At 33.1% G+C, this 21,257-nt stretch carries 17 protein-coding genes and 1 tRNA gene; 9 read left to right on the forward strand and 9 right to left on the reverse strand.

All coding sequences use genetic code 11. From position 1 onward, the window contains the following. Positions 1-278 precede the first annotated feature (278 nt). From Q4500_RS15570 to bshB1, 3 genes are all read left to right on the forward strand, one after another. Positions 279-1,640, forward strand: coding sequence for a S1C family serine protease (locus Q4500_RS15570; RefSeq protein WP_303600523.1), 1,362 nt, complete (start codon positions 279-281; stop codon positions 1,638-1,640). A gap of 182 nt (positions 1,641-1,822) precedes the next feature. Beyond that, positions 1,823-2,974: a PLP-dependent aspartate aminotransferase family protein gene (locus tag Q4500_RS15575; RefSeq protein ID WP_303600524.1), complete on the forward strand. Its 1,152-nt coding sequence runs from the start codon at positions 1,823-1,825 to the stop codon at positions 2,972-2,974. Between the two features lie 22 nt (positions 2,975-2,996). Continuing rightward, a complete protein-coding gene (gene bshB1, locus Q4500_RS15580) occupies positions 2,997-3,713 on the forward strand; it encodes a bacillithiol biosynthesis deacetylase BshB1 (protein ID WP_303600525.1) in 717 nt (238 codons plus the stop codon). Here bshB1 and Q4500_RS15585 read toward each other — a convergent pair. Together Q4500_RS15585 and Q4500_RS15590 are read right to left on the reverse strand one after the other, a co-directional pair. After that, entirely contained in the window at positions 3,710-5,746 is a 2,037-nt protein-coding gene (locus Q4500_RS15585) for a tetratricopeptide repeat-containing sensor histidine kinase (protein WP_303600526.1), read from the reverse strand. The genes bshB1 and Q4500_RS15585 overlap by 4 nt on opposite strands. Before the next feature lie 286 nt (positions 5,747-6,032). Beyond that, positions 6,033-8,081: a tetratricopeptide repeat-containing sensor histidine kinase gene (locus Q4500_RS15590; RefSeq protein ID WP_303600527.1), complete on the reverse strand. Its 2,049-nt coding sequence runs from the start codon at positions 8,079-8,081 to the stop codon at positions 6,033-6,035. A 157-nt stretch (positions 8,082-8,238) separates the two neighbouring features. Here Q4500_RS15590 and Q4500_RS15595 point away from each other — a divergent pair. Then, a tRNA-His gene (locus Q4500_RS15595) sits at positions 8,239-8,314 on the forward strand. A gap of 137 nt (positions 8,315-8,451) precedes the next feature. Here Q4500_RS15595 and Q4500_RS15600 read toward each other — a convergent pair. The 3 genes from Q4500_RS15600 to Q4500_RS15610 all read right to left on the reverse strand — a co-directional run bounded on the left by Q4500_RS15600 (position 8,452) and on the right by Q4500_RS15610 (position 11,253). Then, the gene (locus Q4500_RS15600; protein WP_303600528.1) at positions 8,452-10,005 is read right to left on the reverse strand and encodes a M28 family peptidase; all 1,554 of its coding nucleotides are present in this window, start codon (positions 10,003-10,005) and stop codon (positions 8,452-8,454) included. 87 nt (positions 10,006-10,092) lie between these two features. Further along, positions 10,093-10,782, reverse strand: coding sequence for an SGNH/GDSL hydrolase family protein (locus Q4500_RS15605; RefSeq protein WP_303600529.1), 690 nt, complete (start codon positions 10,780-10,782; stop codon positions 10,093-10,095). 12 nt (positions 10,783-10,794) lie between these two features. Next, on the reverse strand, positions 10,795-11,253 hold the full coding sequence (locus Q4500_RS15610) for a hypothetical protein (RefSeq protein ID WP_303600530.1): 459 nt from the start codon (positions 11,251-11,253) through the stop codon (positions 10,795-10,797). A gap of 112 nt (positions 11,254-11,365) precedes the next feature. On the opposite strand from Q4500_RS15610, the gene Q4500_RS15615 reads away from it, so the two are divergent. After that, on the forward strand, positions 11,366-11,821 hold the full coding sequence (locus tag Q4500_RS15615) for a hypothetical protein (RefSeq protein WP_303600531.1): 456 nt from the start codon (positions 11,366-11,368) through the stop codon (positions 11,819-11,821). A 14-nt stretch (positions 11,822-11,835) separates the two neighbouring features. Here Q4500_RS15615 and Q4500_RS15620 read toward each other — a convergent pair whose 3' ends face one another. Beyond that, complete coding sequence (locus Q4500_RS15620) at positions 11,836-13,320, reverse strand: S10 family peptidase (protein WP_303600532.1); 1,485 nt, start codon at positions 13,318-13,320, stop codon at positions 11,836-11,838. Between the two features lie 221 nt (positions 13,321-13,541). On the opposite strand from Q4500_RS15620, the gene Q4500_RS15625 reads away from it, so the two are divergent. From Q4500_RS15625 to Q4500_RS15635, 3 genes are all read left to right on the forward strand, one after another. Continuing rightward, positions 13,542-14,678, forward strand: a complete 1,137-nt coding sequence (locus Q4500_RS15625; protein ID WP_303600533.1) for a Gfo/Idh/MocA family protein — start codon at positions 13,542-13,544, stop codon at positions 14,676-14,678. A gap of 189 nt (positions 14,679-14,867) precedes the next feature. Continuing rightward, positions 14,868-16,490 (forward strand): alkaline phosphatase PhoX, encoded by a 1,623-nt coding sequence (locus Q4500_RS15630; RefSeq protein ID WP_303600534.1) that lies wholly within the window; start codon positions 14,868-14,870, stop codon positions 16,488-16,490. Between the two features lie 187 nt (positions 16,491-16,677). After that, the gene (locus tag Q4500_RS15635; RefSeq protein WP_303600535.1) at positions 16,678-18,405 is read left to right on the forward strand and encodes a cytochrome c peroxidase; all 1,728 of its coding nucleotides are present in this window, start codon (positions 16,678-16,680) and stop codon (positions 18,403-18,405) included. On the opposite strand, the gene Q4500_RS15640 is transcribed toward Q4500_RS15635, so the two are convergent. From Q4500_RS15640 to Q4500_RS15650, 3 genes are read right to left on the reverse strand one after another with little or no spacing between them, the layout of a single operon-like run. Then, the gene (locus tag Q4500_RS15640; protein ID WP_303600536.1) at positions 18,402-19,166 is read right to left on the reverse strand and encodes a TIGR02757 family protein; all 765 of its coding nucleotides are present in this window, start codon (positions 19,164-19,166) and stop codon (positions 18,402-18,404) included. The genes Q4500_RS15635 and Q4500_RS15640 overlap by 4 nt on opposite strands. After that, positions 19,163-19,720 carry a CPBP family intramembrane glutamic endopeptidase gene (locus tag Q4500_RS15645; protein ID WP_303600537.1) on the reverse strand — a complete coding sequence of 186 codons (558 nt, stop codon included), beginning with the start codon at positions 19,718-19,720 and terminating at the stop codon, positions 19,163-19,165. The genes Q4500_RS15640 and Q4500_RS15645 overlap by 4 nt, the downstream gene beginning before the upstream one ends. Before the next feature lie 9 nt (positions 19,721-19,729). Then, complete coding sequence (locus Q4500_RS15650) at positions 19,730-20,410, reverse strand: ABC transporter ATP-binding protein (protein ID WP_303600538.1); 681 nt, start codon at positions 20,408-20,410, stop codon at positions 19,730-19,732. A 216-nt stretch (positions 20,411-20,626) separates the two neighbouring features. On the opposite strand from Q4500_RS15650, the gene folE reads away from it, so the two are divergent. Beyond that, positions 20,627-21,226 carry a GTP cyclohydrolase I FolE gene (folE, locus tag Q4500_RS15655; protein WP_303600539.1) on the forward strand — a complete coding sequence of 200 codons (600 nt, stop codon included), beginning with the start codon at positions 20,627-20,629 and terminating at the stop codon, positions 21,224-21,226. The last annotated feature ends 31 nt before the right edge of the window (positions 21,227-21,257 follow it).

A 21,257-nucleotide genomic window follows, 5' to 3' on the forward strand; every position in this document is an offset into this window, starting at 1 on the left:
ATTCTTCATCAAATCTGACCTAAATAATAATTATTTATCGAATTTAGAGGTGTCCTAAGAAGGGGAAGCCTACATTATATACTGACAAATTTCAATCATAAACCATGTAAACTTTAAAAAAATCAATCAGCCTATTCTTAGTTCTAGCTATTTTCAATAGTTGCGCTTCAATTTTAAATGGGAAACAACAAAAAGTAACTGTCTTAACAAAGAATAGTGGGTCTACCGTCTATGTGAATAATAAGGAGCAGGGGACAGGTAAACAAGTAGTTACTAAGATGAATAGGGATAGAGATGTTCAACAATTGAAAATTGAAACTGAAGGATATAAGGATCAATATGCTGTAAATTATCAGTCTAAAAAATCACTTCTTCATATTATTTCTTGGGTTCCTTTTGGCGTTTTCTATCTAATGCCTCCACTATTTGATTCTGGTGCAAAAAGTTTTGATTATCAAAAGGATTTAGTTTTAAGTGAAAATTTAATACCGATTAGAACTAAAACTGAGAATGAAAAATTTCTTTTTGTTAAAAAAACCGGTTTTGATTTAGACAAGAAGGATTTGAAGTTTACAGAGATTAAGTATAAAAATTATAAAAAGGATAAAAAGAATAAGTATAAGGAGGTTGATTCTAATTTAGAAGAAATCAATTTTGATAATACCATCTTTACAGAATCTTTAAATAACTTATTGGTAGAATATAAATATACTGATACGATAAATACCATTTTTAAGAGTAAAACGAACTCAGCGTATGTTAGTGCCAATATAACTAAATTAGATTTACAACGTATTTATGATGTTGAAGCCAAAACTATAATGAGTTTTATAAAATCTGAGATTGAAATAGAATGGAGTTTGTTAGATGTTTATGGTCAAGAGATTTATAGTAGAACTGTAACATCTAAATCTGGTGATTTTTCTTATGATTATTATAAAGAAAGTGTAGCTTTAATGGTTGTTGATGATGCAATATCCACATCTTTCTTAACTTTCCTTAACGATGATGAAGTAAGGGTAAACATGAAAATAGGTGAAGAGAAAAAGATACCGGAGTTAGAAACTATTGTTTTAGCTAAAGGTGAAAATATTAGAAACCTAAGTGACGCAATTAATGCAACCGCAACAATTAAAGTCGAAAATGGTCATGGAAGTGGATTTGTGGTTAGTAATGATGGTTATTTACTTACAAATTTTCACGTAGTAGCTAATTCTAAAGAAGATATTACGGTTATTACAAAAGACAAAAAGGAGTACAAAGCTAAATTGGTGAGACAAAATGAGGAGTTGGATTTAGCTTTAATTAAAGTCGACGGTAGTTTTAAAAAGCATTTTCAAATTTCTAGTGCTAAAAATTACGCAATGGGTGATGATATATATGTTGTAGGTACTCCAGAATCTGTTGAGCTAGGACAAACGATATCAAAAGGTATTATTTCTGGTGATAGAGAAAATCAGGGTGTTAAATTAATTCAAACCGATGCTAGTATAAATAGTGGAAATAGTGGCGGACCATTGATCAGTAAAGAAGGTGATTTAATAGGTGTAGTTAATGCTAAGTTCTCTGGGTTTGGTGTTGAAGGAATAGGTTTTGCAATTCCTGCAAATACAATTAATACAGCACTGTACGTTAATTAAGACTTGATTTTATATTATAATCATTTAAAGCCCTAGTAATAGGGCTTTTTTTATTCGATCATTTATAATTTTTAATAGTTCAAATCCAATTTAGTTGCTAACATTAAATATAATATGTGGTTAGTTTCTGATTTTGCTTTACATTCTAATTCCTTACCTTTATTTTCTATAATTATTAGCGCATGAATTCGAATAAAAAAGGATTGAATACTATTTGTACCCACGTAGGTGAATTAGAAGATACACAACATAAAGGAGCCATTTCTCCTTTGTATATGAGTACCTCTTATGCATATGAAGATGTTGATGTAAAACGATACCCTAGATATTTTAACACACCTAACCAAGAAGGGCTTTGTAAAAAGGTTGCGGCATTAGAGCATGCAGAATCGGCACTAATATTTGGTAGCGGTATGGCTGCAGTAAGTACTGCTTTATTGGCTTTTTTAAGAGCAGGTGATCATGTGGTTTTACAACAAACCTTGTATGGCGGAACATATAATTTAGTAAATGAAGAGTTTTCTAAATACGGAATAGAGTATTCTTTTACCGAAGGTTGGAGTGCCGAAGCGTTTGAAGCTCAAATTAAAGAAAACACCAAGGTTTTGTACATAGAAACTCCTTCTAATCCGTTGTTGACGATTACCGATTTAGAGGCTGTTGCTAACATTGCAAAAAAACACGGAATCATAACTTTGATTGATAATACATTCGCTAGTCCGGTAAATCAAAACCCAATTGATTTTGGAATTGATGTCGTAATTCATAGTGCTACCAAGTATATGGGTGGTCATTCAGATATTTGTGCGGGTGCGGTTGCTTCAACGACGGAGCATATGGAGCGTATTTTTCATTTGGCAAAGAACTTTGGTGGTAGCCTTAGTGATTATACTGTTTGGCTGTTAGAAAGAAGTATGAAAACGATGGGTATTCGTGTAAGAGCACAAAATGAAAATGCATTGGCAATGGCACATTTTCTTGACGATTTAGCTGATATAGAAAAAGTATATTACCCAGGTTTATCATCGCACCCTAATCATGATATCGCCAGAAAACAAATGAAAGGATTTGGAGGGATGTTGTCGTTCGAATTAAATGCTAGTTTCAATGCATCTCAATTTCAGAAAGCATTACAATTAATAAAACCTTCAATGAGTTTGGCAGGGGTAGAGAGTACGGTTTTGTCACCTACGCAAACATCTCATGCGTTAATGAGTGCCGAAGTTAGAGCAGAACAAGGTATAGCAGACGGATTAATTCGTTTTTCGGTAGGTATTGAAGAAGTAGAAGATTTAAAGCAAGATATTTTGCAAGCTTTAGAAAGTTTAAAATAATTACAATTACAATTAGCATAGCATGAAGTTGGATATTTTAGTGTTTGGAGCGCATCCTGATGATGCAGAACTAGGAGCAGGTGGCACCATAGCCAAAGAAATTGCTTTAGGTAAAAAAGTCGGAATTGTAGATTTAACTCGTGGTGAATTAGGTACTAGAGGTTCAGCTGAAATTCGTGATCAAGAATCTGCTAACGCGGGTGAAATTTTAGGTGTAGCGGTACGTGAAAATTTAAGATTTAGAGATGGTTTTTTTATCAACAATGAAGCGCATCAATTAGAAATTATTAAAATGATTCGTAAATACAAACCACATACGGTTTTGTGTAATGCTATTGATGATAGGCATATTGATCATGGTAAAGGTAGTAAGCTTGTTAGTGATGCCTGTTTTTTGAGCGGATTAAGACGAATAGAAACAAAGGTAGGAGAGGATAGTCAGCAAGAATGGAGACCTAAATTGGTTTATCATTATATTCAATGGAAGAACATTACGCCAGATTTTGTAGTAGATATCAGTGATTATATTACAGCTAAAACTGATGCAATTTTAGCATATACATCTCAGTTTCATGATCCTAAAAGTAATGAGCCAGAAACACCAATTAGTAGTAAAACCTTTATTGAAAGTGTACACTATAGAGCCAAAGATCTAGGTAGATTGGTAGGTGTTGATTATGCAGAGGGCTTTACTGTTGAAAGAATGGTAGCAATCGATTCACTTGACCATTTAATTTAAGCAGATTCTTTATGTCTTTTTTGTAATCTTGGTATAGTAAAATAGAAGCTAGAGCCTTTACCTAATGCACTATGCACCCATATTTTGCCATTGTTCTTCTCTACCATTTCTTTACATAGCGAAAGTCCTAGTCCGGTACCTTTTTCATCATTGGTACCGTAGGTGGTGTGGTTAGAATCTTTCTCGAATAATTTATCAATAATATTTTCGCTCATACCCATTCCATTATCCTTCACGTATATCTCGCAAGTTTTAATTTTTTGTATGGCACCAATTATTATCTGACCGTCATTAGGTGTAAATTTTAAAGCATTGCTTAAAAGATTTCGAATGATAATATCTATTTGATTAGGATCTGACCAAATTTGGCAATTAGGTTCAATTCTATTTACTAGTGTGATAGACTTGGCTTCTGCAATTTCAGATAAGAGTGCTATATTTTCCTCTACTATACAATCTAAATTAGTTACAGAGTGTCTAGTGATTGATCCATTCATTTGTGTTTGACCCCAAGATAGTAAGTTGTTTAGGGTAAATGATATCGTATCGATATCTATTTTTAATTTAGGAACAAAATTCAAGAATTCATCTTTTGTCATTTCTCCTTCTTTAAATAATTTTAAAAGTCCTTGAAATGCACCTATTGGTCCTCTTAAATCATGACCGATGATAGAGAATAATTTATTTTTAGTCTGATTTAACTCATTTAAATACGCTTGTTTCTCTTCTAAATCAGTTTTATTATTTCTAAGTTCTAGATTTAATTTTTTCTGTGCTTGTTCGTTCCTATGAATCAAGAATGTGATAATTGCGAAAATGAATAGTATTACAATAAATACGTAAATGTATATTTTTTGTTTGGCCAGTGCTTTTTCATTATCAAGAATTAATTGCTGCTTCTGCTGGTCGTATGCTACCCTAGTTTTAAGCATATTCAATGCTTTTTCATTACTAGTGGCAGAAAGAGATTCATAAGTCGTTTGGTAGAGCTCATGATACCAGAGCGATTTTTCAAAGTCTTTCTTGTCCTTAAAAATTTTAGATAGTTTGTGTGCGCTAGTTTTTATTCCTGTTCTTAAACCTATTTTTTTTGAAAGGTCAAATGCTTCTAACGCATATACTTCAGCTACACTATCTTTTTCAAGATTTAAGTAAGCTTCGGTCATACCATTTAATAAGTCGATTTTACCTCGATCATCTTCTATTTCTTGATGCATTAATTCGCTCTGTTTATACCAATAAAGAGCCCAGGTATTTTTATTTTTTTTGAGATATATCTTTCCTTTTATTTCGTAGCAGTACGCTAACCATTCAAGAATTTTTTCTTTTTCAAAAGTTGCGATACTTACATTAATATTATACATAGCATAATTTAACTCGTTCATATCTGCATATGTAGAGGCTATATTGCTTAACGTTTCAGCCAGAAATATGGGGTTACCTATATCTTCATGAATGTTTTTAGATTTTTGTAAAAAATACATTGCTTGCTCATAATCTTTTTGTTCAAGATAGAGATGTGCAATATTGTCATTTACTATTGAAATAATATTTTTATAATTATATTTTTCTGCAATTTCTATGGTAGCTAAATACCATTTTAATGCTTTAGAGTATTCACCTTTATAGCCATATTCTTTAGCTAGATCATTTAAAATACTAGCTTTTAAAAATGATTTGTCGTGTTCGGCTGCAAGGTTGTAAGATTTTGTAAAATTTGAAATGGCCTGATCAATTTTTCCTTTATCAGAATAATACCCGCCGAGAGTATGGTAAGAATTGATTTCACCATTAATGTAATCCGTTTTTTGACTGAGGTCAAGACTTTTTTTACTTAAAATTTTTAAGCTATCTAAGTTGTGGTACCTATATTCATTAGCTAATTCAAGAAGTTGGTTAATGTAAAGTGTATCGTTAGAATTAAAGTTTGCTGATTTTTTTATTTCCTCCAATTCATTTAGAAGTGTATCTCTTTTAGAACTTTGAGCAGAAATTGATAAATTACCTATTACTAAAAATAAGAATACAACCATGCACACCCTTAGTGGGGAGTGTAGTAAAAATGGTTTTAGTATTCTTCTGTTCATAGCTATCGCTCGATAAGGCGATTCTAAATTTAACCTAGAAGAATACGGAAAAGTAATAAATGTTGTGAAACGCGCTTTATTGTGTGTTTTAACGTTCTAGAAGGGTAGTTCGTCGATGAATTTCGTTTTTTTTTGATTTAAAGCCTACTTTTTGAAAAGCGCTAATTGATATGAATATCTTATTTATCGGAAGTAAATTATGATTAGAAATTCGGATAAAATGAAGCTAAATTTATGCCTTATCTACAGGTAATTCAACTATGAATTGACTACCTTGGTTTGGTTGACTTTTTACTATTATCTCTCCATCATTTTTTATAACCATAGCCTTTACCAGGCGCAAGCCTAAACCTGTTCCTTTTTCTAAATTTGTACCGTATTTGGAGAAATTCTCTGTGTTACTGAATAACTTTTGTATATCGGCTTCAGTCATACCAACACCAGTATCTGTAACTTGAATTACCAGGTTTTTATCTTTTATTTCGGTAGATATAGTAATCAAACCTTCATTAGGAGTAAATTTAATGGCGTTGTTTATTAAATTTCTGAAAATAATATTGAATTGTTGTTGATCAGCAAACACATTATGGTTAGTTGCTACTTGGTTGTTGATAACGATAGATTTTTTCTTTATTTCATTTCTATACAGCTGTAATATAGTATCTAACTCATGCTTAACAGAAATACTCCGAATATTAATGGTGCTTCCTTGCATTTGTGTTTTTCCCCAATGTAGAAGGTTGTCCATTGTAAATTGCACTTGTTCAAGGTCTTCTTTAAGTTGTGGAGCAAATTTTTCAAAATAAACCTTGCCTTCAGGGTCTTCTAAATATAGCCTTAGAATATCGTTCAATGAATTTATAGGTCCCCTTAAGTCATGACCTACGATTGAAAACAATCGATCTTGATTAGCGTTTATTTGAGTAAGGCTTTTCTGGTTTTTATTTAAAATTCCTGCCTGATTTGCCAGTTTTTTATTTAAAATCTTTTCTCGTTTAGTGGCACTTAGAATTAGAAAAACAATTACCATCAAAGTAAATAGACCTGCAAGAGACCATTTTACATATTTCCGTTGTTTATTTAATGCCAATTCATTTTGTGCTTTTAAATCTTCCTTTTCCTTTTCAAAATTTAATTTAGCATTGAGCATCATTAAATTTCGTCTGTTTTCTTTCTTAAAATTGTCATTAGAAAGCTTTTCGGTTAATTCAAGATATTTTAAAGATTCTGCTTCATCATTTTGACTTTTGTTAATTTCATATAGCGTTCTGTATGCGTCTTCTAGACCAGCATCATGATCTGAAGATTCGTATAGTTTTGCACTATCATTTATTAATTTCTCAGCTTTCACTAAATTATTTAATCCAAAATAAGATTTTCCAAGACCATATTTTATATTGGCCTTTGCTTTAACGTCATTTATACCATCATGCAAATCAAAAGACTTTTGGTAATTGATTAAAGCATTTTTAAAATCATTTAATTTTAAATAATATGAACCTAAGGTAGAGTAAGTCCATGATAACCAAGTTATATGTTTGTTTTTTTCTAACAGCGCGAATGTTTCGTCTAATTCAATCTTTGCTTGTTGTAAATTTCCTAAATTAATGTTCAAGTATGCCATATTACTAAGCAGCATAGCTTCTTTAGTAGGGTCATTTAATTTTTTGACATATTTGAAAGTTGCGGCATAATATTTTAAAGCCTCTTCATAATCTTCTAAGCGACTAAATATAGTGCCTAAGTTCATATTCATTCGAAACAAGTGAAATTGATCACTATTCTTTTCTGCTATTGCTAGCGTATGTAAAAATTGAGTATAAGTAGAGGGGTAGTCATTTTTGAAGTAATATCCTTGGCCTAGAATATTATAAATCTTCATTTCTGTTTTCGGGAAATTACTTAATTCAGTATTTTCAATAACTTTTAAACACAATTCAATTGACTTGTCTGTTGGTCCAGCATATAGGTATAAAGTGGCTAGATTTGCCAATGCTTCAAGCTCACCATGTACGTAATTGTTTTTCCTACTCAGTTCAAGTGCTCGTTCTGAGTTTATTAACATGGAGTCTTGCTCGATTAGTCTTTGGTAATAAGAGAGCTGGTTTAGTTTGTCAATATATTGAGCTGAGTTTTCAGTAAAATCAGGAGAATTAATTAATTGAGAAATTTTTTGGTGATAAAACTGAATGCTGTCTTTTTGAGCTATAGCGGTAAAAAAGCTGAAACATACAAATGCGAATAGTATAAAATTATGTTTATAATTTGATTTAGAATGCATTATGAATAGTGGTATAAACTTAGTAGGTTGTTTCAAATAAAACTTCAAGTTAAAAAAATTATAATTAATGATTCCTAAAATTAAATAATTATTGAATTTTTAAATTATTATTTGTTAGAACTGTTTAAAAAAATTATCTTTGCACTCGCTTACAAATGGTGGTTGTAGCTCAGCTGGTTAGAGCATCGGTTTGTGGTACCGAGGGTCGCCGGTTCGAACCCGGTCTTCCACCCTAAAAGCAGATTAAAAGTCTTAGATTCATTTCTAAGACTTTTTTGTTTTATACCATTTGCTTACCTAAAGTTAAAGCATAAAAAAGCCTTGTAAATCATTGAAATTACAAGGCTTTTCTAATTTTACGTAGTTGATGTTAGTCTACTTTTAACTTATTTTCTCTGTTAGCAATTTCCCATGCCGTATAAAAAACTAATCTAGATCTGTTTTCTAATAGGTCGTAGTTTATTTTATCTGGTGTATCACTAGGTTTATGGTAATCAGCATGAGTACCGTTAAAATAAAATATGATCGGAATATTGTTTTTGGCAAAGTTATAATGGTCACTTCTGTAATAGAAGCGATTTGGATCGTTCTCATCATTATACGTATAATCCAATTCAATATTCATGAATTTCTTATTTACCTCTTCAGATAAGTTATGAAGTTCTAAACTTAACTTATCTGAACCTATTAAATAGATATAGTTGCGGTCTCCTTCACGTTCTGGGTCAATTCTACCAATCATATCAATATTTAAATTGGCAACAGTATTCGCTAGCGGAACAATTGGATCTACATCGGTGTAATATTGTGACCCTAACAATCCTTTTTCTTCACCAGTAACGTGCAAGAAAACAATAGATCTTTTAGGTCCGTTTCCTGCATCTGCCGCTTTCTTAAAAGCTTCAGCAATTTCTAAAAGCGCAACAGTACCAGAACCATCATCATCTGCACCGTTGTTAATTTCACCATCACCAGTAATACCTATATGGTCTAAATGTGATGAAATAATTAAATATTCATTCGTCTTCTCAGAACCTTTCAAAATAGCTGCTACGTTTTCAGATGAAATTTTATCATTAGAACTCTCAAAATCCAATTGTAATTTTTTATTTAAAATTTGTGGCTTATCATCTGTGTCAATAGTAGATAAAATGCTTTTTGCAAGCGTTTGATCAATGAATAAGTTGTAGAATTCAGGAGCGCTATTATCTACTACTTCCATTCTGCCACTATTATTTGATTTCATTGATTCGAACCTGCGCTTAAATCGACTGAAATTACTGGCATCGTAATATAAAACTCCAATAGCACCTTTACCCATAGCAATTTGAACTCTTTTGGTCAAAGATTCTGACATATTGCTCCAGTTAGATGTTTCGGTAGTACCAGAAATAACAAAGGTGCCATCAGTATTTTTTGGCTCACCAGACTTCATTAAAACAATCTTACCTTCTACATCAAGGTCATTATAATTAGAATAGGAATCATCTTCTATTCCATAAGCTGCATAAACAATATCATCGGTTGATGTGTTGGCTGCAGAAAAAGTTAATACATGCTCGCCTACAGCGAAATCGGTACCGTCAATAGTTAATTTGCCAATAGGTAATTTGCTAATTTCTAATGGTACTTCTTGAAAATAGTTACCATCTTTCTTTGCAGCTGGTATGCCTAGTTTTTCATATTCAGCTTTTATATACGCTATTGCTTTCTTCTGACCAGGTTGACCAGTCTCTCTGCCTTCGAATTCATCTGAAGCATAGATATATAAGTACTCTTTTAATTCTGCTTCTGTAATCGTTTCTGCAAATGAAATTTCTGATGCAACTGATGATGCTTCTTCTGTTGCGGCATCGGTAACGGTTTTTTGGGAAGAATTACATGACATGGCCGTAGCGACCAATAGAAATAGTGTTTTTTTCATTTTTATAGTAATCAAATTTCTTCAAAAATAATCAAATCTTAACTAGTTTTAAAAGGTAGATTTTAGAATCAATATTTTGGTTGATTTTTATTTATTTAAAGCATCTGTAATGGCTGCTTCTACTAATGGTTCCATTACTTTATAACCTTCAACTGTTGGGTGTACTTCATCCTCGGCGTATTTTTTTGGTAGGCCATTTCTTTCATCTACCATCGCAGAGAAATAATCTAAATAAATATGCCCATTAGCATCGGCGTACTCTTTTATCATTTTGTTTAAAGCAATTATCTTTCCTGATGGCTCTAAACCAGGCTTCCATGGGTAATCATAAGCTGGTAGGGTAGAAGATAAAATAACTTTAATACCGTTGGCATGGGCAAGTTCTGCCATCCCCTTTATATTATCCATAATCATTTCTAAGGTCGACGGACCTGTATTGCCTGCTATATCATTGGTGCCCGCTAGTATGGTCACCACTTTCGGATTCAAATTAATAACATCTTGTCTAAAACGAATAAGCATCTGAGGTGTAGTTTGCCCACTAATACCTCGGTTAATGTATGGTTTGCCTTCAAAAAATTCAGGACGATTATTTAGCCAACCTATAGTAATGGAGTTGCCCATAAATACAACTCGATCTTCATTAATTGACACTGCTGGTACTTCGGCATTAGCTTCTTTGAAACGCTTTAAATCTGCCCAGTCTTGTGCATTAATCATTGTTAAGCCTAATAATGATAACATACAGGTTAAAATTAAGTTGTTTGCTCTTTTCATGTTGTTGGTTGTTTACGCTTGTTGAATTTGACTTTGTTCTTCTCCAGTCAATGGTACATTTTTAATGATATGATCTTTATTTGGTCTTTGCACCGCTAAATATGCTAATAAACAAATTGAGATTACCAGTGGTAATGCGTTACCTGTATTATAATAGGCGAAGAGACCAATAAAGGCAGGCATTTCAATAAGTGCATATTTTATATGTAAAGCAGATTGATATTTTTTTAATTTGTCTTCAAGTCGTGTTTTTAACTGAATTTTAGAAGTCATTTTTTTAAATACCCATTGACTACCAAAATAACCTAGCATAGCAAATAATGGCACGGCATATAAAAACACACTCCCAGCATTGCTGTCTGTATTGAAGGTGTTGATTTGAAAAATCACCCAAATGGTAAAAATACTTAAGCCAATAAGTAAGAACAAATGCATGATAGAAAGGCTCTTGATAAAATTTTTTAGTTCCATATAATTTTTAAAATTGTAAGATAATATAAAATACAGCTATAGAGTATTTAACCAAGTAATAGTAACGATTTTTATACCAGATGCATGATATAGAATTTTATCTTTGCACGGTATGAAAAATATACTCATAATGATTTTTGCTACTTTTACAATACAAACTGCATACGGTCAAATAGAACAAGATAAAGTACTTCATTTTTTAGGAGGGAATCTGTATGGATTGGTTGGTGCCGGAGTAGCTAATGAAATTTCTAATGGTGATAGAACCTGGACTTTTATTGGCGCTGTAGGTGGTAGCTTGTTAATTGGTTTGGCAAAAGAAAGTATTGACCAAAAGCAATATGGAGGTTGGAGCAATGAAGATTTATTTGCTACTGTGTTGGGTGGTGCTACGGTGGGAGTTACAATCGATATTTTCAAAAAGAAAAAACAACGCAAAAGAGAACAACTATATCGAGATGCTATTAAATCTGCCGATGTCAGATTTCAAAAGAAATTCCCAATAGAAACAACAGAAATAAATTCATTGCTTGTATTGGGAATCTCTAGTACTGTTTTAGAAAAATAAATTTCTGGCGTTTTTTAATATTTCGCACTTCTATCGGTCGCGACTGTACGTTTAATAAAATCGCGAATATCATCATTTGCCGTTTTCAGATCTTCTCTTCTTAAATACATCATGTGCCCTGATCGGTAGCCCTTAAAGCTGAATCTATCTTTCATGCGCCCGCTTGGGTCTACTTGCCACATGGTATATTTTGCATTAAAATAGGTAGTAGCACCATCGTAGTATCCAGATTGGATCATTACATTTAAATATGGGTTCTGTGCCATTGCCAGTCTTAAGTTATCTCTTGTATTATCGTTTTCATTATTCCAAGGGTGTACAGGGCCAAAAAGGTTGTATTTCACATCAGTTTTAAAGTTCAATTCCTCTTGCAGATAATAGTTGATTGCCGGTGTAAAACTATGTAACCAAGATGTCAATTCAGAATTGTAATCTGGCTTCATTCCCGCTAATTGTTTGTCAATACCTAAGTATCTAGAATCTAATCTTCCTACGGTATACCCACTTTTATCTTTTAAAAGATTTTTCCAAAAGAAAGAGGTAGGTACAACCAAGTTTTGATCAAGAATATCTTTCTTGTTTAATCCTGAATAATATGCCATTTTATCTGCAATAGTTTCTTTTTCGGTAGTTTCTAAGAATCCGCCTTTTGCCAATGCTGGCATTAATTTATCTATGGTATACGCTTCCGATTCTGGTAAAATTTCTATTAAATCTTTACTTTGCAATGCAGGCGGTAACATTTTATGATGCCATGCAGCGGCTGTAAAATAGGGTAGGTTTATTGCTTCTGCTACTGGTCCGGAATTACGTATTACTTTATAATCTGCAGGAGATACCATAATAACACCATTTAGGTACATCCATTGTTGTTCTTGTAATGCTAATGAAAGTCCCATAACACGAGTACCTCCATAACTTTCACCAATGATATATTTTGGTGAGCGCCATTTATTGTTTCTGGTTACGAAAGTGTTCAGCCATTCTGCTAAATACTTGATATCTGCGTTAATTCCGAAGAACTTATCCCTATCAACTTCTTTTCCGCTTGCAGGTATGGTCCTGCTATATCCGGTATTAACAGGGTTGACATATACAATATCGGCAACGTCTAAAACTGAATGTGGATTTGCACTTACGCCGTATGGTTGTACTGGGTATCCTTCGTCATCAATCTTTAATATTTTTGGTCCTGTATATGCCAAATGCATCCAAACAGATCCAGAACCTGGTCCGCCATTAAACGATATTAATAAAGGTCTTGCAGCGCGATCTTTAATATTATTTCTAGTATAATAGGTGTAATGTAAAGAAGCGATAGGTTTTGCATTTTCATCCCATACCGGTTGCGTACCTGTTTGTGCGGTATACGAAAAAGTGGCTCCGTTTATGGTAGCGGTATGTTGTGTGGTAATTACGGTATCTATGGGTAATTCTCTAGACTGAGCAATGGCAATGCTGGCTGCCAAACAAATTGATAGTTGTAGAAGTTTTTTCATGGTTTGATAAGGTTCTGTTGTCCAACGAAAATAAGAATAAAAGCTCACTATTTACATTAAGAATGTTCTATTAGATAGTTAATATCGATTAACCATTTCAAGCTATTCTTATAAAGAATAAGTCATTTTACAACCCTATATATTCTTGATATAAAAATTATCAAATGATTTATGAAGTTCAGTGATTTTTATTTAAATTTCTAAAGCATTAAAATAAACTCATGAAGAAATTATCAAGACGCTCATTCAGCAGTATAGCTACGAAAGGAATATTAGGAACAGCATTGTTTTCTAACATACCACTGGCAAAAGCATTTACTACAAAACCTATAAATAAAAAGCTAGGTATTGCCTTAGTAGGTTTAGGAAGCTATAGCGAACATCAACTTGCACCATCGTTACTAGAAACTGAACATTGTTATTTGGCTGGTATTGTTACCGGTACCAAAACCAAAGAAGGTATTTGGAAAGAGAAATACAACCTATCTAAAAAGAATATTTATAATTACGATAATTTTGATGCTATAGTAAAGAACGATGATATAGATATCGTTTATGTTGCACTACCTAATAGTATGCATGTAGATTTTTGTATTCGCGCAGCTAAAGCAGGTAAACATGTTATTTGTGAAAAACCAATGGCTGTAAGCGTTGAGGAATGTGATGCAATAATCAATGCTTGTAAAGAGAATAACGTAAAACTAGGTATTGGTTACAGAATGCAGAGCGACCCTTACACCAATGAGGTAAAGAAATACGTAAAAGAGAAAACTTTTGGAGATGTGCTTTTTGTTTCTTCAGATGCTGGATATGTTTCTAATGGCAACCCTGATCAATGGCGTTTAAATAAATCTCTTTCTGGTGGTGGTGCTTTAATGAATATGGGCGTATATGCTATTCAAACTAGTATTTATGGTGCAGGACAAAATCCGATTTCTGTTTCTGCACAAGAGTTTAGTACACGACCAGATTACTTTAAAGATACCGATGAAACTATTACCGCACAATTTAAATTTGCCAATGGTGCCGTAGCACAAATATGGACTTCACATAACGCAAATGGTAATAGATTAAAATGTCACTGTAGTAAAGGTTGGTTCGAGCTTGACCCTGCTCATAGTTACGGACCAATAAGTGGGAGAACATCTAACGGTAATACTATAGAATTTCCATTTAAAAAACAACAAGCTTTACAAATGGACGATTTTTCCAAGCATGTGATATTGGGAACTAAAAACATTGCTCCGGGCGAAATGGGTAAAAGAGATATGATTATCGTTGAAGCCATTTATAAATCAATCGCAGAAGGTGGTAAAGAACAGGCGTTATCTTTGGGTGATTTAGGTATAGTGTTGTAACATGTATTAAATAAGTGTAATAACATTTAAATTAACTTGAATTTCAAGTTAAGGTCACTTCAAATTCAAGTTAATTTTACATCTTAACATAAGCATAAACTTCTCTTCATCAATTGCTAATTTTCAGTGAACCTTTCTAAAAGGTTGTCTCTATAGTTTTGCACTTATAACCTAAAAACTATATTGATAATGAAAAAATCAAAAAATTTACTAATTAAGGCATTGTTTCTTTCTTGTCTAGGAATTGCAGTCATTAGCTGTGATGGAGAAGACGGAATTGACGGCACCAATGGTATAGACGGTGTTGATGGTGCGGATGGCGCTGACGGAGCCGATGGCGCTGATGGAGCCGACGGTCAAGATTTAACTTTGGCGGAATCAATTCCGTTAACAAGCTCTGTAACTCCGAATGAATTATTTGAATTGAAAGGTGTATTTGCAGGATCCGCCGAGCTTAATATGATTATGTCATCTGCAGATATTTTAGAATCTGATTCTACCTTTGTATATGGGTCTTATATGGATGGTGCTGCACTTTTTCCGGCTGAAGATGGTAACTATGCATTAATCAATAATTTAGAAGCGGATTATTCTATTGCGAGAATAATGTTAAATTCTGAGCTTCAACCATTACAAGGTGATTATATCGTTAACTCAACAGCTACTGCATTTACGGCAATGTGTTCTGGTTCTGCAATAACAGTCGAAGAGCATGGTTTTGGTCCTCTTTATCTTTCTGGTGGCGAATGGGGCGGTAACGCTAAAGGCGTTTTCAAAGTAAATCCTTTTAGAGCTACAGAAGATAGAGTAGAGGTAGAAAGGCTTCCTGCTCTTGGAGAGTGGTCTACTGAAAACGCTGTGGTTATTGGTAAAGATGCATATACATCACAGACTGTAGTTTTTATGGGTGATGATCATAGCGATAATACGTATCCACAAGCACATTTTGGTATGTATGTAGGTCAAAGAGGTGATCTTGATGGAGGTAAATTGTACGTTTTAAAAGGTAAAAACCCTGTAGAATCTGCACCTGGTGAAGGCGGACAGTTGTTTGAAATGGGTATGTCAGAAGATATTGCTTATGACGTAGAATGGATAGAAGTTACCGAAAGAACTATAGATGAATTAAATCAAGAAGCGATTGATTTAGGTGCTATTGGTTTTCAAAGAATTGAAGATATTGACTGGAGAAGAGGTACTGCAGATGCTCAAAGAGAAGTATACTTTAATGCAACAGGTAGAATTCGTGGAGATAACCCAGATCTTAACTTAAGAGGTACTGGTTTTGGTCGTGTTTACAAATTAGAATTAAACGAAACTGACCCAACAGCAGACGCAGTTCTTACTGTGGTTGTAGATGGTGATCTTGAAGGTGGTAAAGGTGACGGTTTGCACTCTCCTGATAATATTTTGGTTACTGAAAACTATGCTTACATTCAAGAAGATCCTAACGGTTATGCTGATTTAAATGCTGACATTACTGGGTTCGCTAAATTATGGCAGCTAGATTTAAATACTGGTAATTTTGTTGAAGTGATGGAGTGTAACCAAACATATGCATCTAGCGTAGGTATTGGAAATACTGATAGTATGTGGGAAATTACAGGGTTATTCGATGTTACCGATATCATTGGTGCATCTGAACCTACGTTTATTGGTGGTGCTCAAGTACATGGGTGGAATTTTAGCACGACGCCTGATACTGCAGTAAGAGCTGACGGACTTAAGTTTGTTGATCCTACAGCCATTAGTGAAGGTAGTGCAAGGTTAGAAGGTTCTGTTCTTTTCAAATTGACAGGTTTGCCTAGATAATTAGTTTTATATAATTACAATAAAAGGTTCCCTTCATTGGGAACCTTTTCTATTCATATTAATTTTAAAAAGAAACATGAGAGTATTGCATTGGAAATGGATTTTTGTTGGATTTATTAGTTTTTTCCTCTCCTGTAAAAATGAGGAAACAAAGCCTTTGTTGGCAATAAACCAAAACGATCAATCAATGTTCAATGATACAATTCGTGAACATTATTTTATTGCATTGGATAGTACTTCTTATTTTATGCAACAGATAGATACTTTAAATACCCTGTCAAAGAATAAAAGTCTTTTTCTTAAAAGTAGAGAATGGTATAAAAGGGTAGAACCTATGTTAATAGCATATGATTATGAAAACTATATTTCAATGAATGCTCCAAATTTATTGAAGGTAGAAATAGATGACCACCAAGATGTTAGAATTCAGAATCCAAAAAGTTTTCAGGTATTAGAAGAGCTTCTTTATGATGAAAATGGATTTTCAAATAAAGAATTAAATACTGTTTTAGAATATCTAAAAATTAGAATTCCATTTGTACGCAAAAATCATATCCTTATTACACAAAGAGATAGACATCACCTTAAAATGATTCGCGATGCTATCGTAAATATCGCTACAAAAGGTATTACTGGATTTGACTCTCCTATGTTGGCTAATTCTCTAAATGAAGCCATCTATAATTACGAAACTTTACAGCATGTTTTAGCCATCTACAAAGATGCTTTTGCAGATAAAAAATTGTACATGCAATGGGAAGATGAAATTACTTCTACCATTAATGTACTTAAAAATGGAAATTTTGATGATTTTGATCGTTATGCTTTTATAAAATTTCACACTAATAATCAATTGGACTTAGTGGCTAAAACCGCGCAAGATTGGAATATTGAACTTAGCGAATCTCGGGCGTTAGACCCCAAAGTAACTAGCTTATTTGACAAGAATTTTTTTAATATGAAAATGTTCTCTACCCAAAGAGCACCAGATATTACTGAAGAAAGAATTGAATTGGGAAGACAGTTATTCAATGATAAAGATTTATCTGGATCAGGTACTATAAGTTGTGCCACTTGCCATATTAAAGAGAAAGCATTTACTGACGGTCATAAAATTGCCAAAGGAATAAACGGACAAGATTTGCAACGCAATTCACCTACTTTAACCTATGCCGTTTACCAACGTTCTTTATTTTATGATGGTAGGGCAGACGGACTAGAAGATCAAATTGTTGGTGTTACCAATAATGAAAATGAGTTTCATATCGATTTAGAACAACTAGAAGAGAAAATTCAAGTAAAAACAGCGTATAAAGTTCAATTTGATTCGCTTTATGATGGTAAAATAACCAATATGAATGCTAGAAATGCGATTGCTACTTATATAAGAAGTCTTTCTAGTTTCGATTCTAAATTTGACCGAAATATAAACGGATTAGAAGAATCCATGACCAACGAAGAAGTTAATGGTTTTAATCTTTTTATGGGGAAAGCAGCATGTGCTACTTGCCATTTTCCGCCGGTATTTAATGGTACGGTTCCACCAAAATATATGGAGAGCGAATTTGAAAATCTTGGAGTACCTAAAAACGCAAGTTTTGAAAATCCTGTTTTAGATGATGATTGGGGTCAGTATTACCCTTACGAAGTAGAGGAGAAGAAGCATTTCTTTAAAACGTCAACAGTGCGAAATGTAGATTTAACGGGACCTTACATGCATAACGGGGTGTATGCAACTTTAGAGGAAGTGGTAGAGTTTTATAATGTTGGTGGTGGATTAGGTATGGGCTTAGATGTACCTTACCAAACATTGCCCTCAGATTCTTTGAATCTTACCAATGCAGAATCAAAAGCAATTATTGCCTTTATGAAAATACTGACCGATAAAAGATTTGAAAAAGAAGAAATAAACTAGAATTTTTCAAACACACCTAAACCAAATAGGGCAAAATCATATTTAACTGGATCCAACGGGTCCAGTTTTCTAAGATTTTTATCCAACTCGGCTAGTGCCTTTGCATCATTTTGTTTTCGTTTTAATAAACCTAATTTTCTGGCTACATTACCAGAGTGAACATCTAATGGGCAAGATAATTTTGATGGATCAATACTTTTCCAGATTCCAAAATCTACATTGGTGGCGGCATCTCTAACCATCCAACGTAAAAACATGTTTATTCTTTTGGCGGCGGATCCTTTTAATGGATCAGATACATGCTTTGTTGTACGTTGCTCATATGGTAATTCAAAAAATATTTTCTTGAATTCTGAAATTGTGGGCTGTAAACTATCCTTGCCTTGATGTTTTGTAAAAACACCTTCTAATCCATTATACTTATTGTAAATATTTTTTAGACTCTGAATAAAGTAGGTAAGGTCGATGTCATTGAAAGTTCTATGAACAAAACCAGCTAAATTTTCGAGATTTTCATCGGTATGATTGATTACAAAATCGTACGGACTTTGCCCCATTCTTTCCATGAGTTTATGCGAATTATTGATAATGCTCTTCCTGTTGCCCCAAGCTATCGTTGCAGTTAAAAATGCACTTATTTCAATGTCTTCTTTTGACGTAAAAAGATGTGGAATCTGTATAGGGTCAGTTTCTAAGAATTCAGTATTATTATACTGAATAACTTTTTCGTCTAAAAATACTTTTAACTCACTTTTTGTCATTCAATGGGAATATCTAAAATTTGCATTATCAATACGGGGACTATGAGCACCATGTTGTAGCAAGCATGCAGTGCAATTGACCAGACTAGTCCAAATTTTACACGTATAAATCCTAAAAGAAAACCTACACCTATTTGTGGAGCGACCAATAATGGTGAAAACAATAATACTTGTGTGCTCATTTCAAAATTACTAATGTGCATGAAGCCGAAAGCGATGGTAAATGCATAAAAGACTATTTTGAAATAATTAGCATCTTTGAAAAACACAAGTGGTCCCCTAAATAATAGTTCTTCAAAAAATGGTGCGATGACTACAGCTAAAAAGAAAATGAGCGCAATTGAATAATTATCGAACAAATTGTCCATCGCATGTTTACCCATCTCAAGTTGAAGTGAATTTTCAACTACACTAGCAATCAGTAATAGCACAATACTTGTGCTTAATGCTATAATCAATAGCTTAAAAAATGTTCTTAATTTGTTAGAAAATGGAGTTGTGATATCCTGATTATAAACCGGATTCTTTGCAAATAATAAAAGTTCTTCTAGCATCTGTTTTCCTTATGCTAAAATGATTTCTTTATCTACAATTTTGCCATCTACCATGGTTAATTTTCTGTCTGCCATTTCTGCCAATTCACTATTATGGGTAACGATAACAAACGTTTGTCCAAATTTTTTTCTTAATTCAAAGAAGAGTTTATGAAGATTATCGGCACTTTCAGAATCTAAATTACCACTAGGTTCATCAGCAAAGATAATTGATGGATTATTGATCAAGGCTCTAGCAACGGCAACACGTTGTTGTTCTCCGCCAGATAGTTCTGATGGTTTATGATTATAGCGATGCGATAAGCCTAAGAAATCTAAAAGCTCTTTTGCCCGAACTTCAGCATCGGCTTTAGGTGTTTTTTTTATGAATGCAGGTAAGCATACATTTTCAATGGCCGTAAATTCAGGAAGCAATTGATGAAACTGAAAGATGAAGCCAATATGTTCATTTCGGAATTTCGCTAAATCTTTATCATTCAAATTTGTAGTTTCAATATTATTTATAAGTAGGGTACTGTCTTTTCGGTTAGACTGAACATCTAAGGTTCCTAATATTTGTAATAACGTAGTTTTACCGGCTCCAGAAGCACCAACAATAGAAACGATTTCTCCCTTCTTTATATGAAGGTCAACACCTTTCAGTACTTCTAATTCTCCGTAATATTTATGAATGTTAGAAGCTTTTATCATGAGAAAGTTGGTGTTAAAAGAATAATTATTTTGAAATTCAAAATTAATGAAAAAGGAGCACGCTAAAAATAGTATTTCTCTTTAAGTTGCGTTTACTACTAATATGTAGCATTAAATGAATCAAGATTTATTTATGAAATATTTATGTTGGATGATCAAAGAAAATACTAAATTTGTTCAACTTAAATTTAATTAGGTTAAACACAAATATAATTTATGTCCCCATATAGAAATTTAGAAGAGTACAATCTTGAAATTACCGAAGAAGTTAAAAGTAGATATACCTCTATTATTAATGAAATTGGTGAAGATGTAGAAAGGGAAGGTTTGGTTAAAACACCAGAGCGAGCCGCTAAAGCTATGTTATTTTTAACTCAAGGGTATCAACAAGATCCAGTAGAGATTTTAAAAGGGGCAATGTTTAAAGAGGACTATGATGATATGGTTATTATAAAGGATATTGAACTATATTCTTTATGCGAACACCATATGTTACCATTTTTTGGTAAAGCACATATTGCTTATATACCTAATGGTCAAATTGTTGGCTTAAGTAAAATACCTCGTGTAGTTGATGTTTTTGCTAGAAGATTGCAGGTGCAAGAAAGGTTAACACATGACATTTTAGAATGTATTAATAATACGTTGAAACCTAAAGGTGTTGCGGTTGTTATCGAAGCATCGCATATGTGTATGATGATGCGTGGAGTACAGAAACAAAACTCGGTAACGACAACATCAGGATTTAGAGGTCAATTCGAAAAAATTGAGACAAGAAATGAGTTCTTGAAATTAATTAGCGCAAAACTTTCTTAATAGGTCTTAATCATCTTTTATTTGTTTTTAA

It is taken from the genome of Maribacter sp. 1_MG-2023, assembly GCF_030547005.1.
Lineage (GTDB): Bacteria > Bacteroidota > Bacteroidia > Flavobacteriales > Flavobacteriaceae > Maribacter.